Raw genomic sequence first — 15649 nt, forward strand, 5'->3', positions numbered from 1 at the left:
CACACTCCTATTGGGCCAGCCGGAAGGCATGATCGCCGACGAGCTTGCGGCGCAGCCAGGCGGAAAACTGGTCGACGGCGATGATGGTGATGAGGAGAAGCAGCACGATGGCGAGCGTCTTCGCCTGATGGTTCTGGCCGATCGACAGGCGCAGCAATTCGCCGATCCCGCCGCCGCCGACGGCACCGATGATCGTCGAGGCGCGCACGTTGATTTCAAGGCGCAGCAGGAAATAGCTCATGAAGTTCGGCAGGACCTGCGGCACGATGCCGAACCAGACGCGCTCGATCCAGCTGGCGCCCACGGCGCGTAGCCCCTCCTCCGCCTTCATGTCGGCATTCTCGACCACCTCGAAGAACAGTTTTCCGAGTGCGCCGACCGTATGGATCGACACGGCGATGACGGCTGGGAGAGGCCCAAGGGAAAGAATGGCGAGGAAGAAGCCTGCGAGCACCACTTCCGGGAACGCGCGCAGGATTTCCATGAAGCGGCGAACGAAGCCGCGCAGCAGGCAGTTCGCGACGAGGTTCTTGGCCGCGAGGAAACAGAGCAGAAAGCCGAAGACCATGCCGATCAGCGTGGAGAACAGCGCGATGTTCAGCGTCTCCAGCATCTTGTGGAAATATTCCGGGATGTAGAAGCTCTCGGTGAGATAGAGCCGGCCTTCGGGATAATTGTACTTGAAGCTGCCGTCGTCATAGGGCGACGGCAGATCGAACAGCGCGCGGAACACTTCGAGACCATCGCGCGGCACCATGTCGCCGACGAAGTCGAAGAGATAGGGCAGCCGGTCGAAGAACTTGCCGGCATTCGTCTCGTTGGCGAACCACAGCGAACCGGAAAGCGCGACGGCCAGGATGGCAAGGCCGAGCCAGGTGTAGAGGCGGCGCCGTGCGTTCAGCTCCTGCCAGTGCCGCTCGATGAGAGCGCCCTTCTCGCTGAAGCCGTCGTGAAGCGTGTTCAAGGCCATGTCTGTTCCGCCTGGGCTCAAAAAAGACGAGGCGCCGGCCGGGTTGCGGCCGGCGCCAGTGTCTGCGTGGCTATCAGCCGCCGATCGTTGCCTTGCGGGCGTCGATGATCGGCTTGTAGAAGTCGACATTGACTTCCGTGAACGCGGTGAAGTCGCCGCCCATGACGGCGGAGAAGCAGGCTGCGTCCTTCTTCGGCAGGTCGAGCATGAACTGCTTGAACTTCGCCTTGGTCTCGTCAGCCATCGAGGTGCGAACGACGATCGGGCCGTTCGGGATCAGCGGCGACTTCCAGAGTTCGACGATGTCGTTCATGTCGAGAATGCCCTTCTCGACCATCTTGTGCAGGTTGCCGGACGTGTAACCGTCCTTCCACTCGCCAACGCCCGAACCGAAGGTCGTGCCGGCGTCGAAGGTGCCCTTCAGCACTTCGAGGACGAGGTTTTCGTGACCGCCGCCGAAGCCGGTTTCAGCGAAATATTCCTTGACCGGGCCGCCGATGGCTTCCGGCAGGGTGACGAGCGGTACGAGATAGCCCGAGGTCGAGTCCGGGTCGGCGAAGCCGAGCTTCTTGCCCTTGAGGTCTTCGAGCTTGGTGATGCCGCTGTCCTTGCGGGCGACCATGATCGAGTGGTAGCCGGTCGAGCCGTCGGTCTGGACGGTCGTCAGGATCGGCTCGACGGCGTCGGCCTTGGCGAGGTAAATCTTGGCAAAGCCGGACGCGCCGAGTTCGGCGTAGTCGAGCGTGCCGCCGAGCAGGCCCTGGATAACGCCGTCATAGTCGGCAGCCGGGAAGAACGAGACCTTCTCGAAGCCGAGTTCGGCCTTCAGGTGATCGCCGAGGCACTGGTAGTTGCGCAGGCGGTCGGCTTCGTTTTCGCCGCCGATGATGCCGACGCGGAATTCCTTGAGGTCTTCAGCCTGGACGTGGCCGGCGAGCGCGATGAGCGCGACGGCGCCGAGAAGTACTTTCTTCAGCATGGTCTCTCTCCTGTTTGACCGGCTTTGCCGGACTGGAAGTTGTCTGACCCTTTACGCGGGTCGTTCGATCCCGGCGGGGCTCAGAGCCCGGCCAGTGCCAGCGGTGTCGGGCTGGCGGATTCCTTGATATTGTCCTGACGGGCCGGGTTGCGGATCGCCGTGGATGTGAGGCTCTCGTCGATCTCCGCGCCATCGGCGCCCGTGCCGTAGATCGTGCGTACCGCTTCGCTGTCGAGTTCGCGTGCAGACCCGTCGAACACGACGCGGCCGTGCGCCATGCCGATGATGCGTTCGCAATAGGCGCGTGCCGTGTCGAGCGTGTGAAGGTTGGTGATGACCGTAATGCCTTCGCGCTCGTTGATGTCGCGCAGCGCGTCCATGACGATCTTGGCGTTCAGCGGGTCGAGCGAGGCGATCGGCTCGTCGGCGAGCAGCATCTTCGGGTTCTGCATCAGGGCGCGGGCAATCGCCACGCGCTGTTGCTGCCCGCCGGACAGCGTGCCGGCCGGCTGGAGCGCCGTCTGCTCGATGCCCAGGCGTTCGAGGGCGGCAATCGCCATGATGCGCTCTTCGCGGGTGAAGAGGTTGAGGATGCTGAGCGTCGTCGAACGGTGGTTGAGGCGGCCGAGCAGAACATTGGTCAGGACGTCGAGGCGCGGCACGAGGTTGAACTGCTGGAAGATCATCGCACAGTCGCGCTGCCAGTTGCGCAGTGCCGAACCGCGCAACGACGAAACCAAGACGTCGTTGAAATGGATCGAGCCTTCACTCGGATCGGCAAGACGGTTGATCATGCGCAGCATGGTGGACTTGCCGGCACCCGAGCGGCCGATGACGCCAACCATCTGGCCCTGCGGGATGTCGAAGGTCACAGCGTCGACCGCAACGCGCTCGCCGAAACGGCGGGTGACATTCTTCAGTCGGAACATGGCGGATCCCTCTTAATTTCCAGTAGCGAGCCCGTGATGGGGCAATGTCGTTTTCGGGATTGGCTGTAAACGCTGTTGATGAAGCGGCGATGTCAGTTTCATGTCGGAAAAATTACAGTCCACAGGCCTGAATTTCCGGCATTGCACATGCCCGCTCAGCCGTCGTGACGGGCGAGAAAGGCTTCTGCGTCAAGTTTGCGAAAGTCGTCCAAAGCGGCGCGCAACCGGGCATGATCCCAGTCCCACCAGGCGAGTTTTTCCATGCGTTCGGCGATGCTTCGCGGGAAGCGTTCGCGGATGACTTTCGCTGCCACGCCGCCGACGATCATGTAGGGTTCGACGTCTTTTGTGACGACCGCGCCGGACCCTATGACAGCCCCGTTGCCGATTGTGACACCCGGCAAAATCGTCGAGCCATGGCCGATCCACACGTCATGGCCGACGGTGACGCGATGCTCGCGCCGCCAGGCAAAGAAATCCGGTTCCTGTTCCGTATCGGGCCAGTAATCGTTGGCCCGGTAGGTGAAGTGGTGCAGCGTCGCGCGCCACATCGGGTGGTTGGTGGCATTGAGGCGGACCGACGAGGCGATGTTGGCGAACTTGCCGATCGTTGCGCACCAGACCGAGCCACCATCCATGATGTAGGAATAGTCGCCGATATCAGCTTCGCTGATGCGGCAGTTCTCGGCGATCTCGGTGTAGCGGCCGAGCACCGTGTCGGAGACAATGGCTGTCGGGTGGATCAGCGGCGTTTCGGACAGCTTGGTCATGCGGCGGCCTTTCGCGGCGAAAAGGCAGAGACGTCGACGATGCGGTCGGCGACCTTTTCGCGCACGTCCTCGTCGTGGAAGATGCCGAGCAGCGCTACACCGGCCGCCTTCTTCTGCTCGATCATGCCGACGACGACGGCGCGGTTCTTCGCATCAAGCGAGGCGGTCGGCTCATCGAGCAGCAGGATGCGGTGATCGGTGATGAAGCCGCGCGCGATGTTGACGCGCTGCTGTTCACCGCCGGAGAAGGTGGCGGGCGGCAGCTGCCAGAGTTCGCGCGGCAGGTTGAGACGGGCCAGCATGGCCTCTGCCGTCGCCTTCGCCTCGGCCGCATCGACGCCGCGGGCCGTGAGTGGTTCGGCCACGACATCGACGGCTGCAACACGCGGCACGGTGCGCAGGAACTGGCTGACGTAACCCAGCGTCGCCCGGCGAACCGACAGGATCGTGCGCGGATCGGCGGTCGCGAGATCGAGCAGCTTGCCGTCGTGATCGACCAGGATCTGGCCGTTATCGACAGCGTAGTTGCCGTAGACCATCTTGAGCAGCGAACTCTTGCCGATGCCGGACGGTCCGCCCAGCACGACGCATTCGCCTGACTTCACCGAGAAGGTGACATTCGACATGACAGGCAGTCGGATGCCGTCGCGAAGATGCATGGTAAAGCTCTTCGCCACTTCGGAGACAACGAGGGGTGTGGGCATGTCACTTTTCCTTTTGACGCATGGTCTTGTCCGAAAACCGGGTTCCACTTTTCGGGACCATGCTTTCAGACCTGAAGGATCGAGGAGACGAGGAGCTGGGTATAGGCTTCGCGCGGATCGTCGAGCACGCGGTCTGTCAGGCCCTGCTCGATGACGAGGCCGTCCTTCATCACCATCATGCGGTGCGAGAGGAGACGCGCCACGGCGAGATCATGCGTGACGATGATCGCCGAGAGGCCAAGGTCCTGCACGAGGCCGCGCAACAGATCGAGCAGGCGGGCCTGCACCGAAACGTCGAGACCGCCGGTCGGCTCGTCCATGAAGATGAGGCGCGGCGATGTGACGAGGTTGCGGGCGATCTGCAGGCGCTGACGCATGCCGCCGGAGAAGTCGCGCGGCTGGTCGTCGATGCGATCGACGCTGATCTCGACGCGGCCGAGCCAGGAGCCCGCCGTCTCGCGGATATTGCCGTAATGCCGCTCACCGATGGCCATCAGCCGCTCGCCGACATTGGCGCCGGCCGACACGGCCATGCGCAGGCCGTCCGCCGGGTTTTGGTGCACGAAGCCCCAGTCGGTGCGCATCAGGAAACGGCGCTCCGCCTCGCTCATGCGGGAGAGATCGCGCATCTGGCCGTCACGCATGCGGTATTCGACGGCGCCGGAGCTCGGCATCAACCGCGTTGCGAGGCAATTCAGCAGCGTCGTCTTGCCGGAGCCGGATTCTCCGACGATCGCCAGCACTTCACCGGGCCAGAGGTCGAAGGAGACATTCTGGCAGCCGATGCGCGCGCCATAGAATTTCGAGATGTCGCGGACTTTGAGAAGCGGCGTGTCGGTCATTCGGCAGCCTCCTTGTTATAGGCGAGATGGCCGCGGTGGCCGTGGGCGCAACGGTCTTCGCAATGGTCGGTATCCGAGCAGACGAACATCCGCCCGCCTCTGTCATCGAGCACCACCTCGTCGAGATAGACATTCTCCGCGCCGCACAGCGCGCAGGGCTTGTCGAAGGTCTGGATCTCGAAGGGATGGTCCTCGAAATCGAGGCTGACGACCTCGGTATAGGGCGGTACGGCGTAGATGCGCTTTTCGCGACCCGCGCCAAACAGCTGAAGCGCTTCCGACATGTGCATCTTCGGATTGTCGAATTTCGGGGTCGGCGACGGGTCCATGACGTAGCGACCCTCGACTTTCACCGGATAGGCATAGGTCGTGGCGATATGGCCGTTCTTGGCGATGTCCTCGTAGAGCTTGACATGCATCAGGCCGTATTCTTCCAGCGCGTGCATCTTGCGCGTCTCGGTCTCGCGCGGCTCGAGGAAGCGAAGCGGCTCCGGAATCGGCACCTGGTAGACCAGCGTCTGCCCGGCCGTCAGCTTCTCCTCGGGAATACGGTGGCGCGTCTGGATGATCGTCGCCTCGCGGGTCTCCGTCGTCACCGCGACATTGGCCACCTTCTGGAAAAAGGCGCGGATGGAGACGGCATTCGTCGTGTCGTCGGCGCCCTGGTCGATGACTTTCAGCACATCGTCCGGTCCGAGGATCGCCGCCGTCACCTGCACGCCGCCGGTGCCCCAACCGTAGGGCATAGGCATTTCACGCGATGCGAAGGGCACCTGATAGCCGGGAATGGCGATCGCTTTCAGAATCGCCCGGCGGATCATGCGTTTCGTCTGTTCGTCGAGATAGGCGAAATTGTAGGTCGCCAGATCGGTCGTATTCATTCTGCGGCCTCCGGAAGATCGATGTTCTGCGCGGCCTCGTACTCGCGCCGCATGCGGCGTACGAGATCGAGTTCGGCCTGGAAATCCACGTAATGCGGCAGTTTCAGGTGCTCGACGAAGCCGGTTGCCTGGACGTTGTCCGAATGGGAAATGACGAACTCCTCATCCTGCGCAGGCGCCACGATATCCTCGCCGAACTCTTCCGCACGCAACGCACGGTCGACCAGCGACATGGCCATGGCCTTGCGCTCGCTCTGGCCGAAAACGAGGCCATAGCCGCGGGTGAACTGCGGCGGGTTTTTCGCCGAGCCCTTGAACTGGGCGATCATCTGGCATTCGGTCACCTGGACGCGGCCGAGCGAGACGGAAAAGCCGAGTTCCGGCATATCCAGCTCCACCTCGACCTCGCCGATGCGCACTTCCCCAACGAAGGGATGGGTGCGGGCGTAGCCGCGCTGGGTGGAATAGCCGAGCGCCAGCAGGAAACCTTCATCGCCTCGGGCGAGCGCCTGCAGACGCAGGTCACGCGCCATCGGGAATTCCAGCGGCTCGCGTGTGATGTCGCCTGCGACATGGCCGTCCGGCAAGCTGCCATCGCCCTCGACCAGGCCTTCATCGGCCAGGATGTCGGAGACGCGCATGACCGCCTCGCCGGGCTCTTCCCGCTCCAGGCCCGCTTCGACAGTCTCGTCACCCAAAAGTGACGGGTCGAGAAGGCGGTGGGTATAGTCGAAGGTGGGGCCGAGAAGCTGGCCGCCAGGCAAGTCCTTGTAGGTCGCCGAGACGCGGCGCTCGATCAGCATGGCGCCCGTCTCGACCGGCTTGGAATAGCCGAAGCGCGGCAATGTCGTGCGATAGGCACGCAGGATGAAGATCGCCTCGATCATGTCACCGCGCGACTGCCGGATGGCGAGCGCAGCCAGCGCACGATCGTAAAGCGAGGCTTCCGCCATCACGCGGTCGACAGCGAGGCCAAGCTGGGCGACGATCTGCTCGATGCCGATTGCCGGCAGCGAGCGGTCACCGCGGCGGCGGTCGGCGAGAAGGCGATGGGCGTTGGAGATGGCGGCTTCGCCACCCTTGACGGCAACGTACATGGTTCAGGCCTCCCCTGCGGCGGATTTGACGCGAAGAACGGTGGTGCGCGGCAGGCAGAGGATGCCGTCACCGGCAACGAGGATCAGATCCACGCCGCGCGGAAAACCCTGCCGGTTCTCGGACCAGAAATGCGGGAACATGTCCGGCAGGCCGATCGGCGCGATCTCTTCTTCCGTGCGGATGCCCGGGCCGGTCAGCACCAGCGGCCGACCACCCTCGAAGGCCTCGATTTCGACGACGAGCGTCGTCGAACGATCCGGATATTCCTGCGTGCCCTGGGCGAACAGGCAGAGATTGGGCAGCATTGCGCCCTTTTCCACGAAGGCGAAACGGGCGTCCTGCCGCTCTTCCGTCACGGTCGCGCCGGCATTGAAGGCGAGCCAGCCGGGCAGCGCCGACTTGGCAAGCACCGGCGTCAGCCAGATCGATGTGTCGTGATCGCAGAGCGTGAGCGCCACTGCACCAGCGGTAGCGTTGAGCGGTGCGGGCGGCGTCACGGTCGCGGCAACGCGCCCGATCGTGCCGGGACGGGCCATGCAATCCATCAGCGTGCGGAAGACGGCCTGCGCCTCGAACACCGGCTTCTGAAAACCGCCGGCAAAGGCGAGCGTATCGAGTGACATCAGTCCTCTCCCCGAACCATGGTGAAGAAATCGACGCGGGTGGCCGCCGTCTGGCGGGCCTTTTCGGCGTCCTCTTTGGCAACGCGGGCGGCCACGGCATCGAGCAGCGTCTCGACTTCGGCTTTGCGGGCTGGCTGCTGGAACAACGCGTCAAAGGTCGCCGCAAGGCGCGCCTTTGCGCCATCGGTGCCGAGCGCCTGGCCGTGACCGACCGTGCCGTCGTCGAGGCGGATGCTGGCGCGGCTCACCGTCGCCTCGCCGAGATTGAACGGCGCACCGCCGCCACCGATACGGCCACGTACCATGACGAGGCCGGTTTCCGGTCCGCGCACCGGCTGGACCGTCGGCTTTTCGCCGAGCGCATCCCAGGCTGCCTGCAACTCGGCCCGGCTTGCCTTCGCAAGCAGGCCCATCGCCCTCTGCCGCTCGCCGCCCGCGTCCTTCGCGGTGGCTTCGGCAGATTTCTGTAGTGATGCCATTGTCATTTCTCCAAATGTCTATTAATCTAGACAACCGAACATCTAAGTCTTGTCTTAACGGGGGCGCGTGACAAGGGTATGACAGGCACAAAATGGTAGAGCGGCAATCGGGCGTCGCCCTCTGGCGACAGATCGCGGACCGCATGCGGCTGGCGATCAACAACGGGGATTTCGACGAAACCAACATGATGCCGCCGGAAGTGGTGCTGGCGAGCCGCTTCGGCGTAAATCGGCACACGGTGCGCAGTGCGCTTGCAGCACTCGCGGAAGAAGGCATCGTTCGGCCGATCCAGGGTATCGGCACGCGCATCGAGCGTCGCGACCGCCTGCGCTTCCCGATCTCGCGGCGCACCCGCTTTTCGCAGGGCCTTGGCAATCAGACACGCGATATCGAAGGCAAATTGCTGGAGGCGATGACGGAGCTCGCACCCGCTGTCGTCGCGGAAGCGCTGGGATTGCTGGCAGGCACGCCTTGCGTGCGGATGGAAACCGTTAACAGCGCCGACAAACGGCCGATCTCGCGCGGGACTCATTATTTCCCGGCCGACCGCTTCGCCGAGATTGGCGCGATCTACGAGCGGACACGCTCCGTCACCGCTGCCTTCCGCGAACTCGGTGTGCCGGATTACGTGCGTCGTTCAACGGAAATATCCGCCATCCATGCGGAGGGCGACGACATGCGGCACCTGAAACTCTCGCCCGGCGCAATCATCCTGGTGGCGACGGCCGTCAATACGGACCTCGACGGCACGCCTATCCAGTTCTCCCGCACGCGCTTTGCCGCCGACCGGGTCAAGCTGACGGTGGAACCGGAGCTCGGCTAGACTATTTTCGGCAGCAAAGGATGAAGCGGCGGTAAAGCAGCGTGCGCAGCTTGTTGCGCAGGTCAGCCGTACGGCGCTGCGCTGCCGCGATCGGCGCGTGGGAGCCGATCGTCATATCCCGAAAACCGAGCGCTTCGAGCAGTGGCAAAACGCGTTCGACGCGCAGGCCGTCGCCAAACGGCAGACGCTCCATAATGCTGGAGTGCCGGTCGCTCATCGCGCCGTCATAGAACGGATCGACGCCGGCAAACCTGTCGATGATGGCAATGGCGCGGCTCGCTAGCCGGCCGAGCCGGGTGGGCGCTGCCCAGTCGCCATCGAAGAACAGCAACATGCCGCCGGGTTTCAGCATGCGGTACCATTCGGCAAAGGCCTGTTCCGGCGTGGTCAAAGTCCAGACGAGATGACGGCAGACGATCGCATCATAGCTCTCGTCCGGTTCCATCGGGTTTTCCGCATCGGCAAGCAGGAAGCGAAGGTTTTTAGCGCCGGCATGTTTTTCCCGCGCAACCGCCAACATCGCTTCGGAAAAATCGAGTGCCGTCACCTCATGGCCGAGCGAGAGCAGCAGGCGCGTCACCTCGCCAGTACCGCAGGCAAGCTCCAGCACGTGACGCGGCTCCGGGCCGAGCCGTTCACGGATTGCCGCAGCCCAGGCGTCGAATTCCGGCCCTTGCGGAATGCGGTGACCGAAGGCGAGGTCGAAGGTCTCCGAGCGGCGCGACCAGTAGTCTCGGATGTCTTCCTTGAGATTGCTGTTGGAAAGCGTGCCGTGCATCACTTCCCCTCGCCCGCATCCACGCGGGCAAAAAGGTCGTCGAAGCGCGGCCGGGCGCGGGCCGGTACCTCGACCGTGCGGATCGCATCCGTCAACTCCGCCTCGCCGACCTTCACCAGCATGACCATGCCCATGCCGAAATGCGGCGAGCACTTGATGCCGTAAAAGCCCGGCTGGTCGAAGGTGACCTCGATCTCTTCGTTGATCTTGCCCTTGAAACCGGCATAGCCCTCCGGAACCATGCCGTCGATGCTCGCGGCATTGTGGCTCTTATGGGTGGCAATGAATTTGATGCTGTCGCCCGACTTGATCGCTAAGAAATCCGGCTCGAACACCATCGAGCCCTTTTCGCCACGGTTGCGCATCTCGACCTTGAACGTCTCGGCGGCGGCCGGAAGAGAATGAAGAAAAGCGGCCATCACGGCCGTGGCGAGAAGGAGCCGGATTTTCATCTTGCCTCTGCAACGAGCTTGAGTTTGGCCGGTCGCGGATTGGGCCGGCGGTAACGGATGAAGCAGCCGCCGACGCTGTCGCGCTCGATATCGACGGTGACGCCGAACACGTCGTGCAGACGCTGCGGCTCCAGCACCTTGGCGGGCGCGCCGAGGGCCACGATGCGTCCTGCCTGCATCACGGCGATGCGGTCACAGAACATGGCGGCATGGTTGAGGTCGTGAAGCGCTGCGACCACGGTCAGGTCCTGTTCACGCACGAGCTGGAGCAGGCCGATCTGGTGGCCGATGTCAAGATGGTTGGTCGGCTCGTCGAGCAGCAGGATCGGCGACTGCTGGGCAAGCGCACGGGCAATATGCAGCCGCTGGCGCTCGCCGCCGGACAGCGTGTGCCAGAGACGGTTGGCGAAATGCGCCATGTCCACTTCTTCCAGAGCCCGGTCGACGATGGCATCATCCGCCTTCGACCAGGGTGTTAGCGCGCCCAGATGGGGCGTGCGACCGAGTTCGACGGCCTGGCGCGCCGTGATGCGTTCCGTCGTTTCCGCTTGCTGTTCGACGAAGGCAATGCGCCGCGCGATCGCCTGCCGCCCGTGCGCCAAAAGCGGTTTGCCGTCCAGCGTCACCTCGCCACGCTGCGGCTTGCGGATGCCCGCGATGAGCGCCATCAGGCTGGTCTTGCCGGATCCGTTCGGGCCGATGATGCCGAGAAACTCGCCGGGGCGCACGTCGAGCGAGACATCCGACAGGATTTTCGTGCCACCCGCCGACCAGGAAAGTCCTTTTGCAACCAGTGTCATAGCGCCGATCTCCTCTGACTTAGGATGAGCGCAAAGGCCGGTGCACCGAACAGCGCCGTAATGACGCCGATAGGCAGCACCTGGCCGGGAATGATGACGCGGGACAGCACGTCGGCGGCGATCATGAAGATAGCGCCGATCAGCGCCGAGGCCGGCAGCAGCAAGCCGTGGCGCACGCCGACGACCATGCGGGCGGCATGGGGAATGACAAGGCCGACGAAGCCGATCGAGCCTACGATCGAGACCATGACGGCCGTCATCAACGCGGAAATGGCAATCAGCACGACGTAAACGCGGCGCACCGGTATGCCGAGCGATGCAGCCGATTCGGTTCCGAAGGTGAAGGCGTCCAGCGCGCGGGCATGCCAGAGGCAGACGAGCAGGCCGGCAAGCGCGACCGGCAGCGCCAGCCAGACATCCGGCCAGCGCACGCCGGAAAGATTGCCGAGCAGCCAGAACATGATGCCGCGCGCCTGCTCGGCATTGGCCGCCTTGGTGACGATGAACGAGGTGAGCGCGTTGAACAGCTGGGAGCCAGCGACGCCTGCCAGAATGATCGCGCTGGTGCCGCGCCCGGCGCGCACGGCCAGAACGCTGACCAGAGCGAAGGCGACAAGCGCGCCGATGAAAGCGCCGATCGGCAGCGTCAGCATGCCGGCACCGATGCCGAGGATCGCGACGGCGACGGCGCCGGTCGAGGCACCAGCCGAAATGCCGAGAATATAAGGATCGGCCAGCGCATTGCGCAGTAGCGATTGCAGGATCACGCCGGAAAGCGCCAATGCCGAGCCGCAGCAGGCGGCGACCACGGCGCGGCTCAGTCGGTAGTTCCAGATGATGCCCTCGTCGATCGGCTCCAGCGCATAACCCGCCTGCCAAAGACGGTTCGCCACCGTCTTGGCCACGACATCGAGCGGGATTGCCGTCTCGCCAACCGCCGCGCCCACACCGAGTGCGGCAAGCAGGAGCACGAGCGCCGCGAAAGCGGCGCCCGTCCGGAGCAAGAGGGGGCGATCTGCCATCACTTGGCGAGGCCAGCCTTTTCGACCGCGTCGGCGAGCACTTCGATGCCCTCGATGGTGCGGATCGTCGGGTTCATCGCCTGGGCGTCCATGTCGACCACATAGCCGTTCTTGACCGCCGGCATCAGGCTGGCGACCGGATCTTCCTTCAGGAACTTGTGCTTGACGGCGACGTCATCGGCCGGGAAGCGGCGGCGTTCCATCTTGCCGGCGACGATGATCGTCGGATCGGCCTTGGCAACGGTTTCCCAGCCGACGGTCGGCCATTCCTCGTCGCTCTCGATGACGTTCTTGATGCCGAGCGCGGACAGGATGTAGCCCGGCGCGCCGTTGCGGCCGGCGACATAGGGGTCGATGTCGAGTTCGGCGCTGGAGAACCAGAAGACGGCGGACAGCTTGCCGTCGGCAGAGGCGATCTTCTTGCGGGCCGCGGCCTCGCGGGCCTTGAGCTCGGCGATCACCTTCTCGCCCTGATCCTGTACATTGAAAATCTGCGCCAGTTCGCTGATTTCCTTGTAGATAAGGTCCATGGTGAAGACCGTCTTGCGCACACCGTCTCCGCCACCGGTATTGTCTTTGCCGATGCAATCGGCTGGCGAGGTGTAGACGGGGATCTTCAATTCCTCGAACTGTTCCGGCGTCGCGACGATGCCTTCCGGGCCGACATGCCACTGGAACTGCGCCGTCACGAGGTCCGGCTTCTTGGCGACGACGCTCTCGAAGCTCGGATCATTGTCGGCAAGGCGCTCGACCTTGGCATTGGCCTCCTCGTAACCGGTCAGAACCGGGCCGATCCAGACCGCGGTGCCGACCATGCGGTCGCCGACGCCGAGCAGGTAGAGGATTTCGGTCGAACTCTGGCCGAGTGAGACGGCACGCTCCGGCGCCTTCTCGAAGGTGACCGGACGGCCGCAATTCTCGAACGTCAGCGGATACTGGGTTTCGGCGGCGTGGACCGCACCCGAGGAGAGAACAAAAGCTGCCGTGCCGGCAACGAACGAAAGCAGAGGGGCGGCACGTGAGGCCGCGGCAAAGATGGTCATGGGTTTCTCCCGAATGAAGGACTGCGCAAAAGGCGCGGAGGGACACGGCGGCAGGCAGAAGCCTAGCCGACGCACCAACAGGAGCGGATCGATTGCGGTCGGGAGAAAGCGAGTAGATATCTGCCAGGGGTGGCAGCGAAAATCGTCATGGCGTCTCCGTTCCGGGCATCCCCGCCCGTGACTTGGATTGTTGCTATGACGGCAGGTCTCCTGGCTCACGGATATCTGCTGCCTGTCTGCCTTCCCGCGGAAAACCGCAGTGGCATGACGCATAAACGCGTCCGAGGACAGGCGGCAATCCGCCTACAGTTGCGGGGGCAGCCACGGAATGGGTCCCTGTTGGGTCGTCCGCACCGTGTTCCCTATTAATCCCCTGGGAGTCATCCGTCAGGGAACCGTCGGCCCATCCTTAGTCCGCGCCACTCGGCAGCGTCAAGGCGCGATAGCCGTCAGGTCTCGAAATCCCCGAAGACATCCTGCAGGCGGGTCAGCGTATCGACGCGTTCACTCACCGCCTCGCCCATCACGACGATGATGTTGCTGAGCATGAGGTCCATGACGGCCGTCATGGTGGCGGCACCATCCCACAGCGGACCATGGGAGCCGGGTACGACGAGGCAGATGTCGGAGACCTCCGGCCCCCAGGGGCAGAATTCATCGGTGAGCAGCACGACCTTGACGCCGGCACGCCGCGCCTCCAGCGCCAGCGGTCGCGCCTTGGCGGCGAAGCGGCGCACGTCGTGCAGGAAGAGCAGCCGCCCCTCGACGGAACCGTCGAGCACTTCGGCATAGGTGCCGTTGACGCCATCGACGAACTGGACGCGCGAGCGGGTATAGGAAAGCTGGCTCGCAAAATACTGGGCGATGCCGCGCACATTCTGGTAGGCCGCGACATAGACCTCGCTGGCACCGATGAGCGCGTCGATCGTCTGCTGCCATTCCGGCGCGGTGGTGATTTCGTAGATCTGCCCAAGATTGTCGATCTGCTGCTGGATGAGGCCGGCGAGCAGTTTGCCTTCCTTGCGGTCCTGTTCCAGCCGGTCGACCTGACCCTTGACCTGCCAGGCGGGGTTGGAACTGCCATGCCGCAGTTCGCCCTTCAACTCATCAAGGCCATCAAAACCCATGCGGCGCAGATAGCGGCCGACGGTCATCGGCGAAAGTTCGAGGCGCTGGGCGATGGAACGCGCCGTCTCGAAAGGCAGATCGGCGATATTGCGCTCGATATAGTTGGCGATCAGCTTGTCGGACTTGGACCGCCGGAGGTCATCGGACTGTACGAGCTTCACAATGCGTTTCGACACGTCGCTCCTCCTCGAAGCCCGCCCATCCGGAGACAGGCGGGCCAGCGCTGTCACTGCGCGGTCTTCACCTTCGTCCAGACTCGGTCCAGCTGGCGCAGCGCGGGGCCGAGATCTTCGAAGATCTGGAGACGCGCCATCGTTTCCGCTGATGGATTGATCTCCTTGCTATTCTTGATCTTTTCCGGGGTCAATTGCCGCGCCGGAACGTTGGCCGTGCCGTTGGTCTGTTGCGAGACATTCAGCGCAACGATCTCCGGACGCGTATAGAACTGTAAGAACTTGATGGCGTTTTCCTTGTTCGGCGCGCTCTTCAGCACGCAGGCATCCTCCTGATACATGGTCGCGCCCTCTTCCGGGATCACGTAGCCGAGGTCCTTCTCGTTACCGAAGACATCGACCATGGCACCGACGAAGAAATGACCGGCCGCGACGTCGCCGGACTGCACCATCGGCCGCGTGTCATAAGTGAAGGCCGCGACGTCGGGTTTCATGGCGATGATCGTGTCCGCCGCCTGCTGCAATTCGGCCGGATCGGTGGAGTTGATCTTGTGGCCGTTCAACATGAGGCCGACCGCGAGCACTTCGCGCATGTCGTCGAGCAGCGTGAACTTCAGTCCCTTGGCCTTGACCGTCTCGATCAAATCCTTCCAGCCGGTGATGTCCTTGCCGAGGATCGTGCGGTTGTAGAAGATGCCGACCGAGCCCCAGGCATAGGGCAGGCAATATTCGCCCTTCGGGTCGCTTTTCGCACGCAAGAAGGCGGGATCGATGTTCTTGAAGCCTTCATAGGTGTTGATGTCGGTCTTCTCGAGCAGGTCGAGCTTGGCCATGATGTCTTGCATGTGCACCGACGGGAAGACCACGTCATAGCCCGTGGCGCCGCCCTGGATTTTCGCCAGCATTTCCTCGTTGGAGGAATAGGTCGAGAGGTTGACCTTGATCTGGGTCTCCTCCTCAAACTTCTTCAGAACCTCCGGATTGATGTATTCGCCCCAGTTGTAGACGTTGAGTTCGGCGGCACCTGCCATGCCCGCACTTGCCACGAGGGCGGCAAGCGAGAAGGCGGTATTGCGCGCCAATGCGCGAAGACCGGATGCGCCGGCACGATCAAATTTTGTCATCGATAGTCTCCTCTGATGGTTTGGCCCGTC

At 63.4% G+C, this 15649-nt stretch carries 18 protein-coding genes and 1 riboswitch; of the genes, 1 reads left to right on the forward strand and 17 read right to left on the reverse strand.

All coding sequences use genetic code 11. The features are described 5' to 3' along the window. Nucleotides 1-7 precede the first annotated feature (7 nt). The 10 genes from phnE to phnG all read right to left on the reverse strand — a co-directional run bounded on the left by phnE (nucleotide 8) and on the right by phnG (nucleotide 8275). On the reverse strand, nucleotides 8-970 hold the full coding sequence (gene phnE, locus AC1RT2_RS00295; protein WP_493098390.1) for a phosphonate ABC transporter, permease protein PhnE: 963 nt from the start codon (nucleotides 968-970) through the stop codon (nucleotides 8-10). Between the two features lie 73 nt (nucleotides 971-1043). Continuing rightward, nucleotides 1044-1949 carry a phosphonate ABC transporter substrate-binding protein gene (gene phnD / locus AC1RT2_RS00300; protein ID WP_069062973.1) on the reverse strand — a complete coding sequence of 302 codons (906 nt, stop codon included), beginning with the start codon at nucleotides 1947-1949 and terminating at the stop codon, nucleotides 1044-1046. A gap of 80 nt (nucleotides 1950-2029) precedes the next feature. Continuing rightward, nucleotides 2030-2878 (reverse strand): phosphonate ABC transporter ATP-binding protein, encoded by an 849-nt coding sequence (gene phnC / locus AC1RT2_RS00305; protein ID WP_069062972.1) that lies wholly within the window; start codon nucleotides 2876-2878, stop codon nucleotides 2030-2032. Between the two features lie 155 nt (nucleotides 2879-3033). Further along, complete coding sequence (locus AC1RT2_RS00310) at nucleotides 3034-3648, reverse strand: DapH/DapD/GlmU-related protein (RefSeq protein ID WP_493098393.1); 615 nt, start codon at nucleotides 3646-3648, stop codon at nucleotides 3034-3036. Then, the gene (phnL, locus tag AC1RT2_RS00315) at nucleotides 3645-4352 is read right to left on the reverse strand and encodes a phosphonate C-P lyase system protein PhnL (protein ID WP_493098395.1); all 708 of its coding nucleotides are present in this window, start codon (nucleotides 4350-4352) and stop codon (nucleotides 3645-3647) included. Before phnL ends, AC1RT2_RS00310 begins: the two co-directional genes overlap by 4 nt. 65 nt (nucleotides 4353-4417) lie before the next feature. Further along, on the reverse strand, nucleotides 4418-5194 hold the full coding sequence (gene phnK / locus AC1RT2_RS00320) for a phosphonate C-P lyase system protein PhnK (protein WP_493098397.1): 777 nt from the start codon (nucleotides 5192-5194) through the stop codon (nucleotides 4418-4420). Next, nucleotides 5191-6075, reverse strand: a complete 885-nt coding sequence (locus AC1RT2_RS00325; protein ID WP_493098399.1) for an alpha-D-ribose 1-methylphosphonate 5-phosphate C-P-lyase PhnJ — start codon at nucleotides 6073-6075, stop codon at nucleotides 5191-5193. Before AC1RT2_RS00325 ends, phnK begins: the two co-directional genes overlap by 4 nt. After that, on the reverse strand, nucleotides 6072-7172 hold the full coding sequence (locus AC1RT2_RS00330; protein ID WP_493098401.1) for a carbon-phosphorus lyase complex subunit: 1101 nt from the start codon (nucleotides 7170-7172) through the stop codon (nucleotides 6072-6074). The genes AC1RT2_RS00325 and AC1RT2_RS00330 overlap by 4 nt, the downstream gene beginning before the upstream one ends. Before the next feature lie 3 nt (nucleotides 7173-7175). Further along, entirely contained in the window at nucleotides 7176-7796 is a 621-nt protein-coding gene (gene phnH, locus AC1RT2_RS00335; protein WP_493098403.1) for a phosphonate C-P lyase system protein PhnH, read from the reverse strand. Next, entirely contained in the window at nucleotides 7796-8275 is a 480-nt protein-coding gene (phnG, locus tag AC1RT2_RS00340; RefSeq protein ID WP_493098405.1) for a phosphonate C-P lyase system protein PhnG, read from the reverse strand. The genes phnH and phnG overlap by 1 nt, the downstream gene beginning before the upstream one ends. 92 nt (nucleotides 8276-8367) lie before the next feature. On the opposite strand from phnG, the gene phnF reads away from it, so the two are divergent. Further along, nucleotides 8368-9099 carry a phosphonate metabolism transcriptional regulator PhnF gene (phnF, locus tag AC1RT2_RS00345; protein WP_493098407.1) on the forward strand — a complete coding sequence of 244 codons (732 nt, stop codon included), beginning with the start codon at nucleotides 8368-8370 and terminating at the stop codon, nucleotides 9097-9099. Between the two features lies 1 nt (nucleotide 9100). Here phnF and AC1RT2_RS00350 read toward each other — a convergent pair whose 3' ends face one another. From AC1RT2_RS00350 to AC1RT2_RS00380, 7 genes are all read right to left on the reverse strand, one after another. Beyond that, nucleotides 9101-9877 carry a class I SAM-dependent methyltransferase gene (locus AC1RT2_RS00350; protein ID WP_493098409.1) on the reverse strand — a complete coding sequence of 259 codons (777 nt, stop codon included), beginning with the start codon at nucleotides 9875-9877 and terminating at the stop codon, nucleotides 9101-9103. After that, nucleotides 9877-10329: a pseudoazurin gene (locus AC1RT2_RS00355; RefSeq protein WP_493098411.1), complete on the reverse strand. Its 453-nt coding sequence runs from the start codon at nucleotides 10327-10329 to the stop codon at nucleotides 9877-9879. The genes AC1RT2_RS00350 and AC1RT2_RS00355 overlap by 1 nt, the downstream gene beginning before the upstream one ends. Further along, the gene (locus AC1RT2_RS00360; RefSeq protein WP_493098413.1) at nucleotides 10326-11129 is read right to left on the reverse strand and encodes an ABC transporter ATP-binding protein; all 804 of its coding nucleotides are present in this window, start codon (nucleotides 11127-11129) and stop codon (nucleotides 10326-10328) included. The genes AC1RT2_RS00355 and AC1RT2_RS00360 overlap by 4 nt, the downstream gene beginning before the upstream one ends. Further along, on the reverse strand, nucleotides 11126-12151 hold the full coding sequence (locus AC1RT2_RS00365) for a FecCD family ABC transporter permease (RefSeq protein WP_493098415.1): 1026 nt from the start codon (nucleotides 12149-12151) through the stop codon (nucleotides 11126-11128). Before AC1RT2_RS00365 ends, AC1RT2_RS00360 begins: the two co-directional genes overlap by 4 nt. Beyond that, complete coding sequence (locus AC1RT2_RS00370) at nucleotides 12151-13158, reverse strand: ABC transporter substrate-binding protein (protein ID WP_493099537.1); 1008 nt, start codon at nucleotides 13156-13158, stop codon at nucleotides 12151-12153. Before AC1RT2_RS00370 ends, AC1RT2_RS00365 begins: the two co-directional genes overlap by 1 nt. 219 nt (nucleotides 13159-13377) lie before the next feature. Continuing rightward, a riboswitch (cobalamin riboswitch) is annotated at nucleotides 13378-13609 on the reverse strand. Nucleotides 13610-13643: 34 nt separating this feature from the next. Continuing rightward, the gene (locus AC1RT2_RS00375; RefSeq protein ID WP_069062959.1) at nucleotides 13644-14498 is read right to left on the reverse strand and encodes a MurR/RpiR family transcriptional regulator; all 855 of its coding nucleotides are present in this window, start codon (nucleotides 14496-14498) and stop codon (nucleotides 13644-13646) included. 50 nt (nucleotides 14499-14548) lie between these two features. Then, nucleotides 14549-15619, reverse strand: a complete 1071-nt coding sequence (locus AC1RT2_RS00380; protein ID WP_493098418.1) for a polyamine ABC transporter substrate-binding protein — start codon at nucleotides 15617-15619, stop codon at nucleotides 14549-14551. Between the last annotated feature and the right edge of the window lie 30 nt (nucleotides 15620-15649).

The organism is Shinella sp. GW821-FHT11G07, assembly GCF_058808115.1.

Excerpts from the sequence above, each read along its gene's own strand:
- phnK (WP_493098397.1), bottom strand. The coding sequence starts at position 5,194 with ATGACCGACACGCCGCTTCTCAAAGTCCGCGACATCTCGAAATTCTAT.
- AC1RT2_RS00350 (WP_493098409.1), bottom strand. The coding sequence starts at position 9,877 with ATGCACGGCACGCTTTCCAACAGCAATCTCAAGGAAGACATCCGAGAC.
- AC1RT2_RS00360 (WP_493098413.1), bottom strand. The coding sequence starts at position 11,129 with ATGACACTGGTTGCAAAAGGACTTTCCTGGTCGGCGGGTGGCACGAAA.
- AC1RT2_RS00365 (WP_493098415.1), bottom strand. The coding sequence starts at position 12,151 with ATGGCAGATCGCCCCCTCTTGCTCCGGACGGGCGCCGCTTTCGCGGCG.
- phnC (WP_069062972.1), bottom strand. The coding sequence starts at position 2,878 with ATGTTCCGACTGAAGAATGTCACCCGCCGTTTCGGCGAGCGCGTTGCG.
- AC1RT2_RS00310 (WP_493098393.1), bottom strand. The coding sequence starts at position 3,648 with ATGACCAAGCTGTCCGAAACGCCGCTGATCCACCCGACAGCCATTGTC.
- phnG (WP_493098405.1), bottom strand. The coding sequence starts at position 8,275 with ATGGCATCACTACAGAAATCTGCCGAAGCCACCGCGAAGGACGCGGGC.
- phnF (WP_493098407.1), top strand. The coding sequence starts at position 8,368 with ATGGTAGAGCGGCAATCGGGCGTCGCCCTCTGGCGACAGATCGCGGAC.
- phnL (WP_493098395.1), bottom strand. The coding sequence starts at position 4,352 with ATGCCCACACCCCTCGTTGTCTCCGAAGTGGCGAAGAGCTTTACCATG.
- phnD (WP_069062973.1), bottom strand. The coding sequence starts at position 1,949 with ATGCTGAAGAAAGTACTTCTCGGCGCCGTCGCGCTCATCGCGCTCGCC.
- phnE (WP_493098390.1), bottom strand. The coding sequence starts at position 970 with ATGGCCTTGAACACGCTTCACGACGGCTTCAGCGAGAAGGGCGCTCTC.
- AC1RT2_RS00325 (WP_493098399.1), bottom strand. The coding sequence starts at position 6,075 with ATGAATACGACCGATCTGGCGACCTACAATTTCGCCTATCTCGACGAA.
- AC1RT2_RS00380 (WP_493098418.1), bottom strand. The coding sequence starts at position 15,619 with ATGACAAAATTTGATCGTGCCGGCGCATCCGGTCTTCGCGCATTGGCG.
- phnH (WP_493098403.1), bottom strand. The coding sequence starts at position 7,796 with ATGTCACTCGATACGCTCGCCTTTGCCGGCGGTTTTCAGAAGCCGGTG.
- AC1RT2_RS00355 (WP_493098411.1), bottom strand. The coding sequence starts at position 10,329 with ATGAAAATCCGGCTCCTTCTCGCCACGGCCGTGATGGCCGCTTTTCTT.
- AC1RT2_RS00330 (WP_493098401.1), bottom strand. The coding sequence starts at position 7,172 with ATGTACGTTGCCGTCAAGGGTGGCGAAGCCGCCATCTCCAACGCCCAT.